A 14,866-nucleotide genomic window follows, 5' to 3' on the forward strand; every position below is an offset into this window, starting at 1 on the left:
GTCAGTTCATTCTGTGAATGTTTTCGCTTATTAGCCTATATATTTCCTTTATTTTCTTGTCCTCGATCATTTCCATGTGCTTATCAATGATATTCTTGTCGTAACGGATAGCGGGGCCGGTTTGTGCTTCACCGGGAGTTAATGAATGTACCTTCGATGCGGTTTCATCTATCAGAGGCAGAGCTACGTCAAAAGGAAGATTTATTTTTTTCAGGAACAATTCGGACAGAGTGTACATATGATTCGTGAAGTTACAGGCAAATACCCCTGTCAGGTGTATATATTTCCTGTCTTCGGACGATAGTTCTGATACTTTATCGGATAGTTGACTGGCAATAGCTTGCAATGTATTCAGAGTACAGGCATCGGATGCTTCTATGAAAACAGGAATATCAGGCCAGTCTACGATCCTGTCTTTACTGAATGTCTGGAATGGGTAGATTACTCCATAGCTGCCTGTGTATTTGCTGAATATATCTAAAGGTACGCTTCCCGCGGTATGTATCCATATGCCATCGTTTTTTGGTAATTGAGAAGCCATACTGTCCAGTACCGAATCTTTCACCGAAAAGATATACAGGTCGGCATCGTTGATTACCGAAGCTATATCGGAGACAGGAATCGCATTTACTCGCTCAGCTAAAGCAGATGCAGACTCCAGAGTGCGGCTATATACCTGTATAATATCAAAGGATTTTCTATACAGTTCTGTAGCAAGATGGGTAGCTACATTTCCGGCACCTATGAATACAACTTTCATCAGTTCTTCTTTGCGGTCAGTACCATTGCTACTCCTGCAATAATAAGGCCTAATGGGACTATCAGGTTGGAATAATTACTTAGCCAGCCGAAGAACAAGTCGGCATTAAGAAGGATACCTATTCCGAGGAATATCCAGCCAAGGATCTTTTTGGGTTGTGTTATCAGGAATACGATTCCTCCTATAAGGAAGAATACACCGACACTGATAAGTTTTTGTCCGTAAGGTATCTGCCTGAGAAACCCTAATTTGTCCAATAAGAATAATACCCCGAAAATGAGGATGGTTATTCCGTAAGACAGACGGTCGTTGGACGCTTTATTCGAACTTGTTGCCATAATATTATTCGGCTAATTGGTCTATATTAAATTTACCGATATGTATCTTTTCCCATTGCAGCTTTTCTTCATCGAAAGGCGGTCGTTCCTGGGCTTTGTGTCCTATTGCTATTACAGATAAGACCTGGAGTTGCATCGGGATATCGAATAGTTCTCTGATATATTCATCCGATGGGGTATCACTCATCGTGTATCGTTCACGGACCTGTATCCAGCAACTGCCCAAGCCCAAATCTTCGGCCTGTAGCTGTATCATAATGGATGCTATGGACGAATCCTCTATCCAGACATCACTGGTAAGAGGGTCGGCCAGCACCACAATAGCCAAGGCGCATCCGGCAATCAGCCTGCTGCCCGATTTTTTACAGTACGACAATTTATCCAGCATTTCCTTATCTTCCACCAAAAGGAATTGCCAGGGATTAGCACTCTTGGAGGCGGGGGACATCAATGCGGCTTTCATTATTATCTCCACCTGTTCCGGGCTAATCGGTTCTTCCGTGAATTTACGGGTACTGCGCCGGCTTATTATCAGTTGTTGAAAATCAGTCATAAGAATATTTATTCAGCGTCTGGTAAGACGCTCTATTTCGTCACCAAGTTCTTCGACACTCTTAACACCTTCCGTGCTGTTACTGCGGAGTAGTATATTCAATGTCTGCATGATTAGCTTTACATCCAGAGCCAGAGAATAGCCATTGATATACAGCAGGTCATATTTTAGTTTATCCCTTACCGAAGTATTGTATTTACCTTGTACCTGCGCTAATCCTGTCAGCCCGGCTTTTACCCTGTGGCGTAAACCGTATTCTGGCATTTCTTCACAAAACTGTTTAACGAAAAATGGACGTTCGGGACGTGGCCCGACAATACTCATATCTCCAATGAGAATATTGAATATCTGAGGGATCTCATCCAGGCGTGTCGCTCTCAGTATATGTCCCAGTCTGGTGATGCGTTTATCCACATCCTGAGCTAGTACAGGGCCGGAAATGGCTTCGGCATTCTCAACCATTGTCCTGAATTTGTATATTCTAAATACCTTATTGTCACGGGTTATTCTTTCCTGTATATAAAAAGCTGAGCCACCTCCTATTTTTAAGGACAGATAAACAAATACAAACGGAATGAAAAATATAACGAGTGCTATACTCCCTAAAAGAACATCGATGATTCTTTTGGTTGTTTCACTTCCTTGTGAAAGACCGAATTCCCTTACATCTAATACGGGGGAATCGTCTATTTGCAGGAAGTTGGCATTAAACTGGAGTATTTCCAGATTTTTTGGCTGGTATAAGACCGTATGATCGTTTTCGACACAGTAAAGTATTATTTCCTGCTTCAACGATTCTTCGACGTCTTCAGTAATAAACGTAATGTCGCATTCGTCAATAAGTTCATATACTTTAGAATATGTGGGGGAGCAAACATGCTTGATCTGCGACCACATTCCTTTCGATTCCAGTAGCTTGTAAGCCAGAGCCTGAGACTTTTCATAACCGATAACCAGCACCGATTTCCCTTTGTTTACCCGGAAATACATGCGGCTCGCGAATAAATGCCAGAAGGTTATAACTACGAGCTGAAAGATGGTTCCGGCTAGAAGGATACTCCGGGGGAATGCAAATTCCCGGATAAAGAAGCTGATAGCCATTGTTGTAAACAGGAGCGAACCTACAACCAGAACGACCGTGTAGCCAACCCCGAAAAAAGTAAAGTCCTTAGGCTTGTCAAGCTCAAATATATGGCTTAGAATAAGATAACTGACAATGATAAAAGGAATACTTGCTTTAAAAGCATTATAGTTAAGTGTAAAATTATCAAGAGTATCTTTGAAAAGATAAAAAGCTAAGATATATGAGCCGTAAATAACGGCCAAATCTATCAGGGGTATTATAATTCTATATCCTCTGTATCCGAATATCTTTTCTAAAATCTTATTCATTCAATACAATATTATTCAAAATTATTCAAACAATTTGAATAGGATGCAATCTCTTATTTCTTTTTCCCTTTTCCTTTAGTCTTGGCTGCTTTTTCTTCTGTAGAGTTTACTATCTTCATCGATGCTTCAAAATCGAGACTTTCAGGCGCGGTGCCTTTCGGTATTTTGAAGTTATTTTTCTTGTATGCTATATAAGGGCCATAACGACCATTTAATATCTGTAGATCGGCATCTTCGGTAAATGTTTTGATAACCTTTTCTGCATCTTTTTGCCGTTTGTCGGTAATGAGGGGAATAGCCATGTTTATGTCTACGCTAAAAGGATCGTATCCTTTAGGCAGCGATATAAACTTGCCGTCATGCTTAATATACGGTCCGAAGCGGCCTGTGCCCACACTGACATCTTTACCTTCAAACTCACCTATTGAACGGGGTAGTTCGAATAATTTCAAGGCTTCTTCAAGAGTAATGGTGGCAATTGACTGAGTCTTTTGCAGACCTGCAAAAAGAGGTTTGTCCGTATCTTCCTGAACTCCAATCTGCGCCATAGGCCCGAATCTTCCGATCTTTACAGAAACCTGACGGCCTGATTTAGGATCGATACCCAGTATGCGTTCTCCTATTTTATGGTCGGTTTGCATATTGGTTGCCGATTCCACGACCGGATGAAATACCTTGTAAAACTTATCTATCAGCTTAGTCCAGTTTTCTTCTCCTTCGGCTACCTGGTCAAATTCTTTTTCCACATTGGCAGTAAAATTATAATCCAGTATGTCAGGGAAGTATTCTGTTAAGAAGTCATTGACCACCATCCCTGTATCGGTTGGGATCAGTTTTCCTTTATCGGTTCCTGTTATTTCGGTTTTTTCGGAATCTGTTATTTTATTTTTTTTCAGAGACAGTATATTGTACCGGCGTTCTGTACCCTCTATATTTGATTTCTCTACATATTCACGGTTCTGGATTGTGGAAATAGTCGGAGCGTAGGTAGATGGGCGACCTATGCCCAGTTCTTCCAATTTACGGACCAGTGAAGCTTCACTATAACGGCTGGGACGTTGTGTGAAACGTTCCATAGCGATACTTTCCTTCATATCCATTGCCTCTTGTGGTTTTACCGGAGGTAACAGGCTACTTTCGCTGTCAATGTTTTCATCGTCTGTTCCTTCAAGATATACATGCAGGAATCCATCGAATTTGATAACTTCACCGACAGCCGTAAACTTCAGTTCTTTATTGTTGGATATGCCTATTGTTATAGTCGTCTTTTCTAATTCCGCGTCTGCCATTTGAGAAGCGATGGTACGTTTCCAAATAAGATCGTATAGTTTCTTTTCCTGAGCCGTACCGGATACTGTATGCTCTGACATATATGTCGGGCGAATGGCCTCATGGGCCTCTTGCGCTCCTTTGCTCTTGGTAGAGAACTGGCGTACTTTCGAGTATTGTTTTCCGTAAACGGATTCTATTTCATTTCTTGCAGTATTGATAGCCAGTCCCGATAGGTTTACCGAGTCGGTACGCATATAGGTGATCTTTCCCGATTCGTATAGCTTCTGGGCTATCATCATGGTCAGCGATACCGGGAATCCCAGTTTGCGGGAAGCTTCCTGTTGTAATGTGGATGTAGTAAACGGCGCTGCCGGTGATTTTTTCATCGGTTTTGTTTCCACGTCTTCTACTTTAAAACTGGCTTCTTTTAGTTTCTCAAGAAAGTCAAGCGCTTCTTCCTTTGTTTTCAGGCGTTTGCTTAATTCTGTCTTTATTTCAGTTTCAACACCGTTTTCTTTCTTAATGAAAACAGCTGTGACACGGTAAGACGCTTCGGTCTGGAACGCCTGGATCTCACGTTCACGTTCTACGATGAGCCTTACTGCTACAGATTGTACCCGTCCTGCAGATAGGGCAGGTTTAACTTTACGCCAAAGCACGGGCGATAATTCAAAACCGACAATACGGTCGAGTACCCGGCGTGCTTGTTGTGCGTCCACAAGATTAATATCTATCTGGCGGGGATTTTCTATTGCATGGAGTATCGCATCCTTTGTTATTTCGTGAAATGCGATTCTTTTTGTTTTCTTCTCATCAAGTTTCAATGTTTTGAACAGATGCCAGGATATGGCTTCTCCCTCCCGGTCTTCATCGGAAGCCAGCCATACAGTATCGGCTTCTTTGGCAGCCTTTTTTAGCTCGTCTACCACTTTTTTCTTGTCACTCGGAACTTCATACAGTGGTGTATAGCCGTTCTCCAAATCTATTCCCAAGTCCTTCTTTTTCAGGTCTCTGATGTGTCCGTAACTGGACATCACTTTAAAATCTTTGCCCAGAAACTTTTCTATGGTCTTGGCTTTGGCAGGAGACTCAACAATTACTAAATTTTTTTGCATATATTAAGGCTTATCTTGTATTATCAGAATGAATTAAATTATTTTCTATCCAGAAAGTTATTTTTTTCTAATTGAACCGCAAAAGTAATGATTTTGTTTTAAAAAGCAGAATAAAAAATTTTGAACCCGAATAAACGTCTGAATATTTAAGCAGATAAGGCGTATTTTAACTAAAAGATAACAAACTCAACGCTTTTTGTCTTTTCTTATTTTTTATTGTTCTGAAATAATAACCTGGTGCTTTTATAAGTATCGATAATTTAATCCGGTAAAAATGCTTTGAATTATTGGTTGACAGAATACTTTTTTTATTCATTAAATATAACGGGTTCGGCACCGATTGTGAAGTTGGAGAATCCGGCTCCTTCAAGCTTGTGTTTGAATACTATCTCTTTTACTATGGGGATGAAAGTTTCATAATCGTATATGATAAAGTCAATATATGAAAAATGAAAGCCTGTAGCGCCACCCAGACTGTTAGCTATACCACATGGGATAACTGTTGCGGCAATTTTATCTTCTATTTCTCCTCTGAAATTAACAACATTTTCTCTGGGGATGTTTATGTTTTCGAAGAAAAGGAAACCGAAAATGACCCCGTTTTCTTTAGCTTCGTCAAACCGTTTATTTTCTCCGTTATAATAGTCGTCTAACAGGGGTGTGCATGATGTATAACCTGAAAATATATCTTCGCGCAATTTCCATCCTTCATCCTGGTTCGGTTCCATCCTGTATCCGCTGTATATTTCGCATGGATTATCGAACTTTGGCCAGCCGTATTCTGAAATGGCTCTGTCTATAAATGATTTCAGGGCGGCGATAGCCGAAGTCCTTTTCTTTTGTTTTTCCTGTACAAAATGAATATAACCGATATATTCCATCGTATAGAGTTCTCCTATAAACTGGTCGAGATAAATAAAGAACATTGAATAACGGTTGTTCTCATCCAGCTCCATAAGTTTGGGGCTGTACAATTCGATGTTTATTTTACTTTTATCGCTGTCTATCTCCGGATAGACGGTTATATCGTCTTCTCCGATTCTAATATCGAACATTTCTATTATGGCACCCGGTTCTCCATGAGCTGGCTTTGTCGAATAAAAATTCCAGTATTTTAGTAGATGTTGCGGTGCTTGTTGGAGCCAGTAATGTAACAGCATCAGCCGGGTGCGGTCTCCTTCAGGCGTTAATATAAGTTCATATTTACCCTCATTGTTCATCCCCATTTCGAAATAAACTTTATTGAAAGCAATTTGTAAAACACTGTCTACAAAATTAAGGAGAGTCTCTCCCTCAACTTTGTTATCCATCATTTCCCTAATTTGGTATTCTTCTTCCGAAAAAGATTTCCAGAATTTAGTCACCCTGTTTTTAAAAAAATCTTGCATATTTGTGTTTATATAATATTCTGAACCACTGGCCAAAGATAGGTATTATAATTTAAATGTTAAAATATTGTTGATTTTTTATAACCCAATATTGATAACATTTAGTGGTATTTAAGTAGCAGAATGAAACATTGTGTGTATGGCTTGATATTCTATTTCTGGTACCAGAAGTTAAAATGCTGTTAAAACCCATTGTTATGGCTTTTTCTGTTTTCCATCCCCATAACCGTTTATCCACAAACTCATTTTTTTAGAGCAGATGTTACTTTCTAATTTGTTCCTGATTTATGGGAACCAGGCTTCTCTTTCTAAATAAATCACAATTATATATTGTAACATATAACACATAATTTATAACTCATAACTTTTTACTATCTTTGCCCTCAATTTTTTTAATGTATGTTTTATACACACTATGAGTAAGCAGTTTTCAGAATACAATCGGTTTAACTTGTCCGATATCAACAAAGAGATATTGGAAAAGTGGGATAAGGAGAACATATTCCAACAAAGTCTGGATGTACGCGCTGGGGCCCCGTCGTTTGTTTTTTACGAAGGACCTCCATCGGCAAACGGAATGCCCGGTATTCACCATGTAATGGCACGTGCAGTAAAAGATATTTTCTGCAGGTACAAGACTATGAAAGGCTTTCTGGTGAACCGTAAGGCCGGATGGGATACGCATGGCTTACCTGTGGAACTTTCTGTAGAGAAGAAATTAGGGATAACCAAAGAAGATATCGGTAAAAAAATATCGGTAGAAGAGTATAACAACGCTTGCCGCAAGGAAGTGATGAAATACACCGGAGAGTGGGAAAACCTGACTCGTATTATGGGATATTGGGTAGATATGAACGACCCTTATGTAACATACGACAGCCGTTATATAGAAACGCTTTGGTACCTGCTGAACGAATTATATAAGAAAGGATACCTTTATAAAGGATATACTATACAGCCTTATTCTCCCGCTGCGGGTACAGGGCTCAGCACACATGAATTGAACCAGCCCGGAGCATACCGGGATGTAAAGGATACCACTTGTGTAGCTCAGTTTAAGATCAAGTCGCCAAAAGCGGAGATGTCTCAGTTTGGTGATGCTTATTTCCTCGCATGGACTACTACTCCGTGGACATTGCCTTCGAATACGGCTTTGGCAGTAGGACCGGATATCACTTATGTCGCTGTTCAGAGTTACAATCCGTATACGGGCAATAAAATGACTGCTGTGCTTGCAAAATCGCTTATGTTCAGTATGTTCAATGAGAAGGCAAGAGATATCGCTTTGGAAGACTATAAGCAGGGAGATAAACTGATACCGTATAAGATAGCGGGAGAGTGGAAAGGGGCCGGTCTTGTAGGCATGGAGTATGAGCAGTTGATACCGTGGATGAACCCGGGCAATGGTGCATTCCGTGTACTGACCGGAGATTTTGTAACTACAGATGATGGTACCGGTATCGTGCACATAGCCCCTACTTTTGGTGCGGATGACGCCAGGGTTGCCAAAGAAAATGGCGTACCGGCCATGTTGCTGTTGGATAAAGATGGCAACCAGCGACCGATGGTAGACCTTACAGGTAAATACTTCCGTCTTGAAGACATCGATCCTGAATATCTGAAAACGAATGTAAATGTAGATTTATATAAAGAATACGCGGGTCGTTATGTGAAGAATGAATATGACGATACATTGCCTGCCGATGCCAATACGCTCGATATAGACCTTAGTGTAATGCTCAAGCTGGCTAATCAGGCCTTTAAGATAGAGCGCCAGGTGCATAATTATCCGCACTGCTGGCGTACGGACAAACCTGTATTATACTATCCGCTGGATAGCTGGTTTATACGTACTACGGCCAGTCGCGAACGCTTAATGGAGCTGAATGAAACTATCAACTGGAAGCCTCAGTCTACGGGTACAGGCCGTTTTGGTAAGTGGCTGGAAAATCTTCAGGACTGGAATCTGAGCCGCAGCCGTTATTGGGGTACGCCGTTGCCTATATGGAGGACAGAGGATGGCAAAGAGGAGAAATGTATAGGCTCGATAAAGGAACTTTATGCAGAAATGCAAAAGGCTGTCGATGCAGGATTTATGAAAGAAATCCCCTGGAAGGGTTTTGAAATAGGAAATCTGGACAAGGCTAATTATGAGAAGATAGACCTGCACCGTCCATATGTGGATAATATAGTATTGGTTTCGGAGTCAGGCAAACCGATGAAACGTGAGGCTGATCTTATAGACGTATGGTTCGATTCGGGCGCTATGCCCTTTGCACAGGTGTTTTATCCGAATATAAGTGAAGAGGAGTTCTCGAAGGTTTATCCTGCCGACTTCATAGCAGAAGGGGTTGACCAGACTCGTGGATGGTTCTTCACACTGCATGCCATATCTACAATGGTAAAGGACAGCATATCATTCAATAATGTTGTTTCCAATGGGCTTGTACTGGATAAGAATGGTAATAAAATGTCTAAAAGCCGTGGAAACGGAGTCGATCCGTTCTCTACAATCGAAAAATATGGTTCCGATCCGTTACGCTGGTATATGATAACCAATGCTTCGCCTTGGGATAACCTGAAGTTCGATATAGAAGGGGTAGAAGAAGTACGCCGTAAATTTTTCGGAACATTATATAATACTTATTCGTTCTTTGCATTATATGCCAACGTAGATGGTTTCACTTTTAGCGAAAAGCTGATACCTGTAAGCGAAAGACCGGAGATAGACCGTTGGATAATTTCTCTGCTGAACACACTTGTAAAAGATGTGGATGAGTATTACGAAACATATGAGCCAACAAAGGCCGGACGTGCGATCTCTGATTTTGTGAACGATAACCTGAGTAACTGGTATGTTCGTCTGAACAGGAAACGTTTCTGGGGTGGCGAAATGACAAAAGATAAATTGTCCGCTTACCAGACGTTATATACATGTCTTGAAACAGTTTCAAAACTGATGGCTCCTATTTCTCCGTTTTACTCGGATAAACTGTTCTGCGATCTGGTATCAGTGACAGGAAAGGAAAAAGCGCCATCGGTGCATTTGTCGGATTATCCGGCTTATGACGCTTCTGTTGTGGATAAAACCTTGGAAGAACGTATGCAGATAGCGCAGGATATATCATCGGCAGTATTGGCTCTTCGCCGCAAAGAAAGTGTGAAGGTACGCCAGCCGCTTATGCAGATAATGATACCTATCCTCAACGATAAACAGGAACAGGATATAGAAGCCGTGCGCGACCTTATATTGAATGAGGTGAATGTAAAAGAGCTTAAATATGTTGGCGGTTCGGAAGGTATTTTTGTGAAGAAAGTAAGACCGGATTTCAAGAAACTGGGGCCTCGTTATGGTAAGATAATGAAGCAACTGGCTGTTGAGGTACAGAATATGCCGCAGGATGCAATTGCCGCGTTTGAAAAAGAAGGCAGCTATACTTTCGATGTGGAAGGGCAGACAGCAACGATAGAACTGGCTGATGTAGAAATAATATCGGAAGATATACCCGGCTGGCTGGTCGCTGGTGCAGGGAAGTTGACAGTGGCGTTGGACGTAACCGTAACCGAGGATTTACGAAAAGAGGGTATTGCCCGTGAATTGGTAAACCGTATACAAAATATTCGTAAATCGAGCGGTTTTGATATAACAGACCGGATAAACATAATAATATCTGATAATGAGCAGATAAGGAGCACGGTGTCAGAATATAAAGCGTATATTGCGTCGCAGGTACTTGCTGATAGCATAGAGCTTGCTGATGTGAAAAACGGCCAGGAAATAGACATGGATGATTATATTTTACAGGTGTCTGTAGATAAAGTCAGATAAAAGGATTATCTTTAATAAAATTAAAAACAGGATGTTTAACTTTTAAAACGTAAAGTTATGGCAGAAAAAACAAGATACACAGACGAGGAATTAAACGAATTCCGTGATATTATCCTCGAAAAGCTAAATAAAGCTAAGAAAGAATACGATGAATTAAGAGCGGCTATAACTAATGCCGACGGAAATGACGTAACTGATACTTCTCCTACATTTAAAGTGTTGGAAGAAGGAGCATCTACGCTATCGAAGGAAGAAGCCGGACGTTTGGCCCAACGCCAGATGAAGTTTATCCAAAACTTGCAGTCGGCACTTATCCGTATCGAAAATAAAACATACGGTATCTGCCGCGAAACAGGCAAGCTGATACCGAAAGAACGTTTACGTGCTGTACCTCATGCTACTTTAAGCATTGAGGCTAAAAATAGCGGAGTAAAATAATAAGAACAAATAAGTAGTAGATGAAAGGGAAGAAAAAATAGATGTAACGATATTTCTGTTTTTTCTTCGTTTTCTTTACGGAATTAGCATATTAATTGTATGGATAATAAAAACCGGGGACTGATAGCAATATTGGTTATTGTATTGGTTATTGTAATAGACCAGGTGTCCAAAATCTGGGTAAAAACTCATATGTCTCTATACGAGTCTATTGAGATTTCCAGTTGGTTCAAGATTTATTTTGTAGAGAATCCCGGTATGGCTTTTGGCTGGAAACTGGGAGGTAAATTGTTCCTCTCATTATTCCGTATTGTGGCCATTTTCTTTATAGGTTATTATCTGTACAGATTGGTTAAGCAAGGTTACAAAGGCGGTTACATAGCTTGTATCGCCCTTATCCTGGCCGGGGCATTCGGTAATATTATCGACAGCATATTTTATGGAGAAATATTCTCTGCCAGCTATCAGGGACATGTTGCCTCGTTTGTTTCGCTGGGAGAAGGCTATTCCAGCTGGCTTCACGGTAATGTGGTAGATATGCTTTACTTTCCGCTCATAAATGGCACATTCCCATCATGGCTCCCGGTATGGGGCGGTGAGAACTTTATATTTTTCAGCCCAATATTTAATATTGCGGATTCTGCTATTACAGTAGGTATTTTTATCCTTCTTATTTTTTATCGCAAGACATTATCGGTATCTTTGGAGAAAAAAAGATAAAGCCTGATTATGCAACAACGTACAGTCTTTTATTTCATTCTGGCTATAGTGATACTTCTCAGCTCGTGCGGGAGAAGGCCCCGTTATGTGATGCATGAGGATAAAATGACAGATGTTCTTTTCGATATGCAACTGGCGCAGGCCATATATAGGAGTGGTTCGGATTTCAGTGCCGATGAGAAGAAAGATGCCTTATTGAACGGAATACTCCAGAAGCATAATATAACACAGGCAGAACTTGATTCTTCTTTATTATGGTATTCGGATAATATAGAAATTTATAATACGATAAATGACTCGGTCGCTTCCCGCCTTAGAGCTGCAAGTAACGCGATGACATCGGTCCGGATGAATGTTTTAGGACGTAATTATTCAAATTATCTGGTACCGCCCCTCTCTTTCCTGAATGAGCAAACGCCTACCATGTCGTTTGATATAGACTCTAATAAGATAAAAACAATCGATTTACCCAAATTCTTATTAAGATTTGATGTGCAAGGGGTAAGCTCATTGCAAAAAGCAGAAGCCGCAGTCTTCTTTACGTATAAAGATACATTGGTAAAGACAATTGTGCCAATAGCTGAGAACAGACGTTATATATTTGCCAAGCCGCAATTGGCAGATAGTCTTTTAAAGAATATATCCGGTTATGTGCATGTAGAAAATAAAATAAAAGGTATATCGTCGGATGTTATATTATATAATATTTCTTATTTAGATTCAATAACTGACAATAAGCCCGTATCGGAAGAAGTATCTGCTACATCATCTTTGGCAAAACCTGCAGATAAACCGGAAATTGCTACTGCTACAGGTCTGCAAAAATAAGCTGGATATGTCAGGGAGATCAGGTAAGCAGAAATCCGTAAATAGAGAAAGAAATCTTGATTTTTCAAAAAAAGGGAGATAGACATACATGAAACGTTATTATTCTCACTATACATTTATTTATCCGGATATTTATCTTCGAAATCATATCGTAGAGGTAAGTGACGATATGAAGCAGATCAGCTTTTTCCCTTTCGACAGGGAAATAGAACGGACTGAATTTTACTCAGGATTACTGGTGTTCGTTCCGGACGGAAAGGATGAAATAATTACCAAATTGCCGGAAAATCTAAAAGAATTATCTTTTGAAAATAAATATCTTTCAGTAAATAAATGCTTTGAAGGTGTTTACAAAATGTTCCATTATCTTCAGGTAGAAGGTTGAATGGATTGCAAGGTATGAGTGAGTAAAAATAATTTTTAGTTTACTTTTGTCGTTTACTAATTAATCCAAAAAATGAAGATCGCATTTACAGTTTGTTCTAATAATTATCTGTCTCAGGCAAAAGCTTTAGGAGATTCGTTAAAGAAATATAGTCCCGAATATACATTCTTCATCGGCTTGTGTGATAGGCGGAGTAAACAGATTGATTATGACTATTATGCTCCCGCCGAAATATTAGAAGTAGAAAAGCTGGAAATACCAAATTTCAAGTGGATGACGGATAATTATAATATTATTGAGTTGAACACATCTGTTAAGCCATACTATTTTCAATATTTTCTTAATAATTATCCCGATGCAGAGATTGTAATATATTTCGATCCGGATATAAAGGTTTTTGATAATTTGGGATCGATTGAAGAAGAACTGGCCGGAAAAAGTATATTATTAACACCTCATATCCTTAGTCCGATAGCTGACGACGGAAAAGTGCCGGATGAAGCTATTTTCCTAAACTATGGTGTTTATAATCTGGGCTTTTTGGCAGTGTGTCCTACACCTGAGACAATGAAAATGTTAAAGTGGTGGTCGAATAAACTTGCTACCCAGTGTTTTGACCGTACAGAGAAGGGGATATTTGTTGATCAGTTACCAATGACCTATGTGCCTGTTTTTTATGAAGATGTACAGGTTTCTAAGAATCCGGGATATAACTTTGCTTACTGGAATTTTCATGAAAGGACAATTTCGGAGCGAGATGGAAAGTATTATATTAATGAGAAATATCCATTGGTGTTTTTCCATTTTAGTAATTTTAAACCAGTATATCCGATACATATTACTTCTAAACAAAATAGATTTTCGCTGGATAAATTGCCTGTCCTGAAACATCTGTTTTCAGAATATGCCGAAATCCTTTTGCTTAATAAATATAATGAGTTAATAAAAATACCAAATTACTATTCATTTATATATATTCAGGAGATTGTAAAAAAGAAGTCATTCTTCAGTAAAATGAAGAAGAAAAACAAAGACAGAAAGAAGATCGCAGATGAGGGTATCAGTCATTACTATTAATTATAATAATGGTACAGGTTTAGAGAAAACCATACGCAGTGTTATAAAGCAGAGCTATATCGACTATGAATATATCGTTATAGACGGAGGCTCTACCGATAGCAGCAAGCAAATTTTAGAAATTTACTCCGATAAGATAACTTGTTGGGTCAGTGAGCCGGATAAAGGTATTTACGAGGCTATGAATAAGGGTATTATCCGGGCTAAAGGGGAATTTTGCCATTTTCTTAATTCTGGTGACATCTATGCCGACGATGAAGTATTGAGGAAAATTTTCGAAAATAAAGAATACTCTGTCCCTTTATTAAGGGGAGTACAGATATGCGCTGCTGATACGGGAATATTCAGATGGCGTAATCATGGCAACAGGGATGTCACCCTATTCGATCTCTATGTAGATACCATGCAGCATCAGGCCACATTTATAAGGCGGAGCTTGTTTGATAAATACGGGTTGTATGATATAAAATATAAGATTGTGTCTGACTGGAAATTCTTTATGCAAACAATGCTTGGGGACGAAAAATCTGTTTTTCTCGATATGGATATTGTAATATTCGATATGACGGGAATCAGCAACGATCCGAAATATTACGGACTGATGTGTGAAGAACGGAATAAAGTGATCGATGAACTTATTCCTAAGACCATACGTGCAACTTTCGACCATGTAATTGAATTGGAAAAAGAAAAACGAAAATATCGGCGTTATATACGTTTGGGTAAATTCATAAATAAATTGAAAGGTAAAAAACCATAATTGCAGGAGTT

Annotated in this window: 13 protein-coding genes; 7 read left to right on the top strand and 6 right to left on the bottom strand. The window is 39.6% G+C overall.

Translation table 11 applies throughout. From position 1 onward, the window contains the following. Window position 1: 1 nt before the first annotated feature. From ACFO6W_RS20215 to ACFO6W_RS20240, 6 genes are all read right to left on the bottom strand, one after another. Entirely contained in the window at window positions 2-760 is a 759-nt protein-coding gene (locus ACFO6W_RS20215) for a Rossmann-like and DUF2520 domain-containing protein (protein ID WP_379999807.1), read from the bottom strand. Continuing rightward, window positions 760-1,098, bottom strand: coding sequence for a LiaF transmembrane domain-containing protein (locus ACFO6W_RS20220; RefSeq protein WP_379999809.1), 339 nt, complete (start codon window positions 1,096-1,098; stop codon window positions 760-762). The genes ACFO6W_RS20215 and ACFO6W_RS20220 overlap by 1 nt, the downstream gene beginning before the upstream one ends. A 4-nt stretch (window positions 1,099-1,102) precedes the next feature. After that, a complete protein-coding gene (locus tag ACFO6W_RS20225) occupies window positions 1,103-1,651 on the bottom strand; it encodes a nitroreductase family protein (RefSeq protein WP_379999811.1) in 549 nt (182 codons plus the stop codon). Between the two features lie 12 nt (window positions 1,652-1,663). Further along, the gene (locus ACFO6W_RS20230) at window positions 1,664-3,043 is read right to left on the bottom strand and encodes a sugar transferase (RefSeq protein ID WP_379999813.1); all 1,380 of its coding nucleotides are present in this window, start codon (window positions 3,041-3,043) and stop codon (window positions 1,664-1,666) included. A gap of 53 nt (window positions 3,044-3,096) precedes the next feature. Next, window positions 3,097-5,430 (bottom strand): type I DNA topoisomerase, encoded by a 2,334-nt coding sequence (gene topA, locus ACFO6W_RS20235; protein WP_379999815.1) that lies wholly within the window; start codon window positions 5,428-5,430, stop codon window positions 3,097-3,099. Window positions 5,431-5,738: 308 nt separating this feature from the next. Beyond that, window positions 5,739-6,818, bottom strand: a complete 1,080-nt coding sequence (locus ACFO6W_RS20240) for a hypothetical protein (RefSeq protein WP_379999817.1) — start codon at window positions 6,816-6,818, stop codon at window positions 5,739-5,741. A 415-nt stretch (window positions 6,819-7,233) separates the two neighbouring features. On the opposite strand from ACFO6W_RS20240, the gene ileS reads away from it, so the two are divergent. From ileS to ACFO6W_RS20275, 7 genes are all read left to right on the top strand, one after another. Next, a complete protein-coding gene (gene ileS, locus ACFO6W_RS20245) occupies window positions 7,234-10,647 on the top strand; it encodes an isoleucine--tRNA ligase (RefSeq protein ID WP_379999819.1) in 3,414 nt (1,137 codons plus the stop codon). 57 nt (window positions 10,648-10,704) lie between these two features. Beyond that, window positions 10,705-11,085: a TraR/DksA family transcriptional regulator gene (locus ACFO6W_RS20250; protein ID WP_291110144.1), complete on the top strand. Its 381-nt coding sequence runs from the start codon at window positions 10,705-10,707 to the stop codon at window positions 11,083-11,085. Window positions 11,086-11,184: 99 nt separating this feature from the next. Next, window positions 11,185-11,805 (top strand): lipoprotein signal peptidase, encoded by a 621-nt coding sequence (locus ACFO6W_RS20255; RefSeq protein ID WP_379999822.1) that lies wholly within the window; start codon window positions 11,185-11,187, stop codon window positions 11,803-11,805. A 9-nt stretch (window positions 11,806-11,814) separates the two neighbouring features. Then, a complete protein-coding gene (locus ACFO6W_RS20260; RefSeq protein ID WP_379999824.1) occupies window positions 11,815-12,633 on the top strand; it encodes a DUF4296 domain-containing protein in 819 nt (272 codons plus the stop codon). A gap of 88 nt (window positions 12,634-12,721) precedes the next feature. Next, window positions 12,722-13,018: a hypothetical protein gene (locus ACFO6W_RS20265; RefSeq protein WP_379999826.1), complete on the top strand. Its 297-nt coding sequence runs from the start codon at window positions 12,722-12,724 to the stop codon at window positions 13,016-13,018. 72 nt (window positions 13,019-13,090) lie between these two features. Then, window positions 13,091-14,095: a glycosyltransferase family protein gene (locus ACFO6W_RS20270; RefSeq protein ID WP_379999828.1), complete on the top strand. Its 1,005-nt coding sequence runs from the start codon at window positions 13,091-13,093 to the stop codon at window positions 14,093-14,095. Further along, a complete protein-coding gene (locus ACFO6W_RS20275; protein WP_379999830.1) occupies window positions 14,070-14,855 on the top strand; it encodes a glycosyltransferase family 2 protein in 786 nt (261 codons plus the stop codon). The genes ACFO6W_RS20270 and ACFO6W_RS20275 overlap by 26 nt, the downstream gene beginning before the upstream one ends. Window positions 14,856-14,866: the final 11 nt, after the last annotated feature.

The sequence above is a fragment of the Dysgonomonas termitidis genome, from assembly GCF_042654545.1.
Classification (GTDB): domain Bacteria; phylum Bacteroidota; class Bacteroidia; order Bacteroidales; family Dysgonomonadaceae; genus Dysgonomonas; species Dysgonomonas termitidis.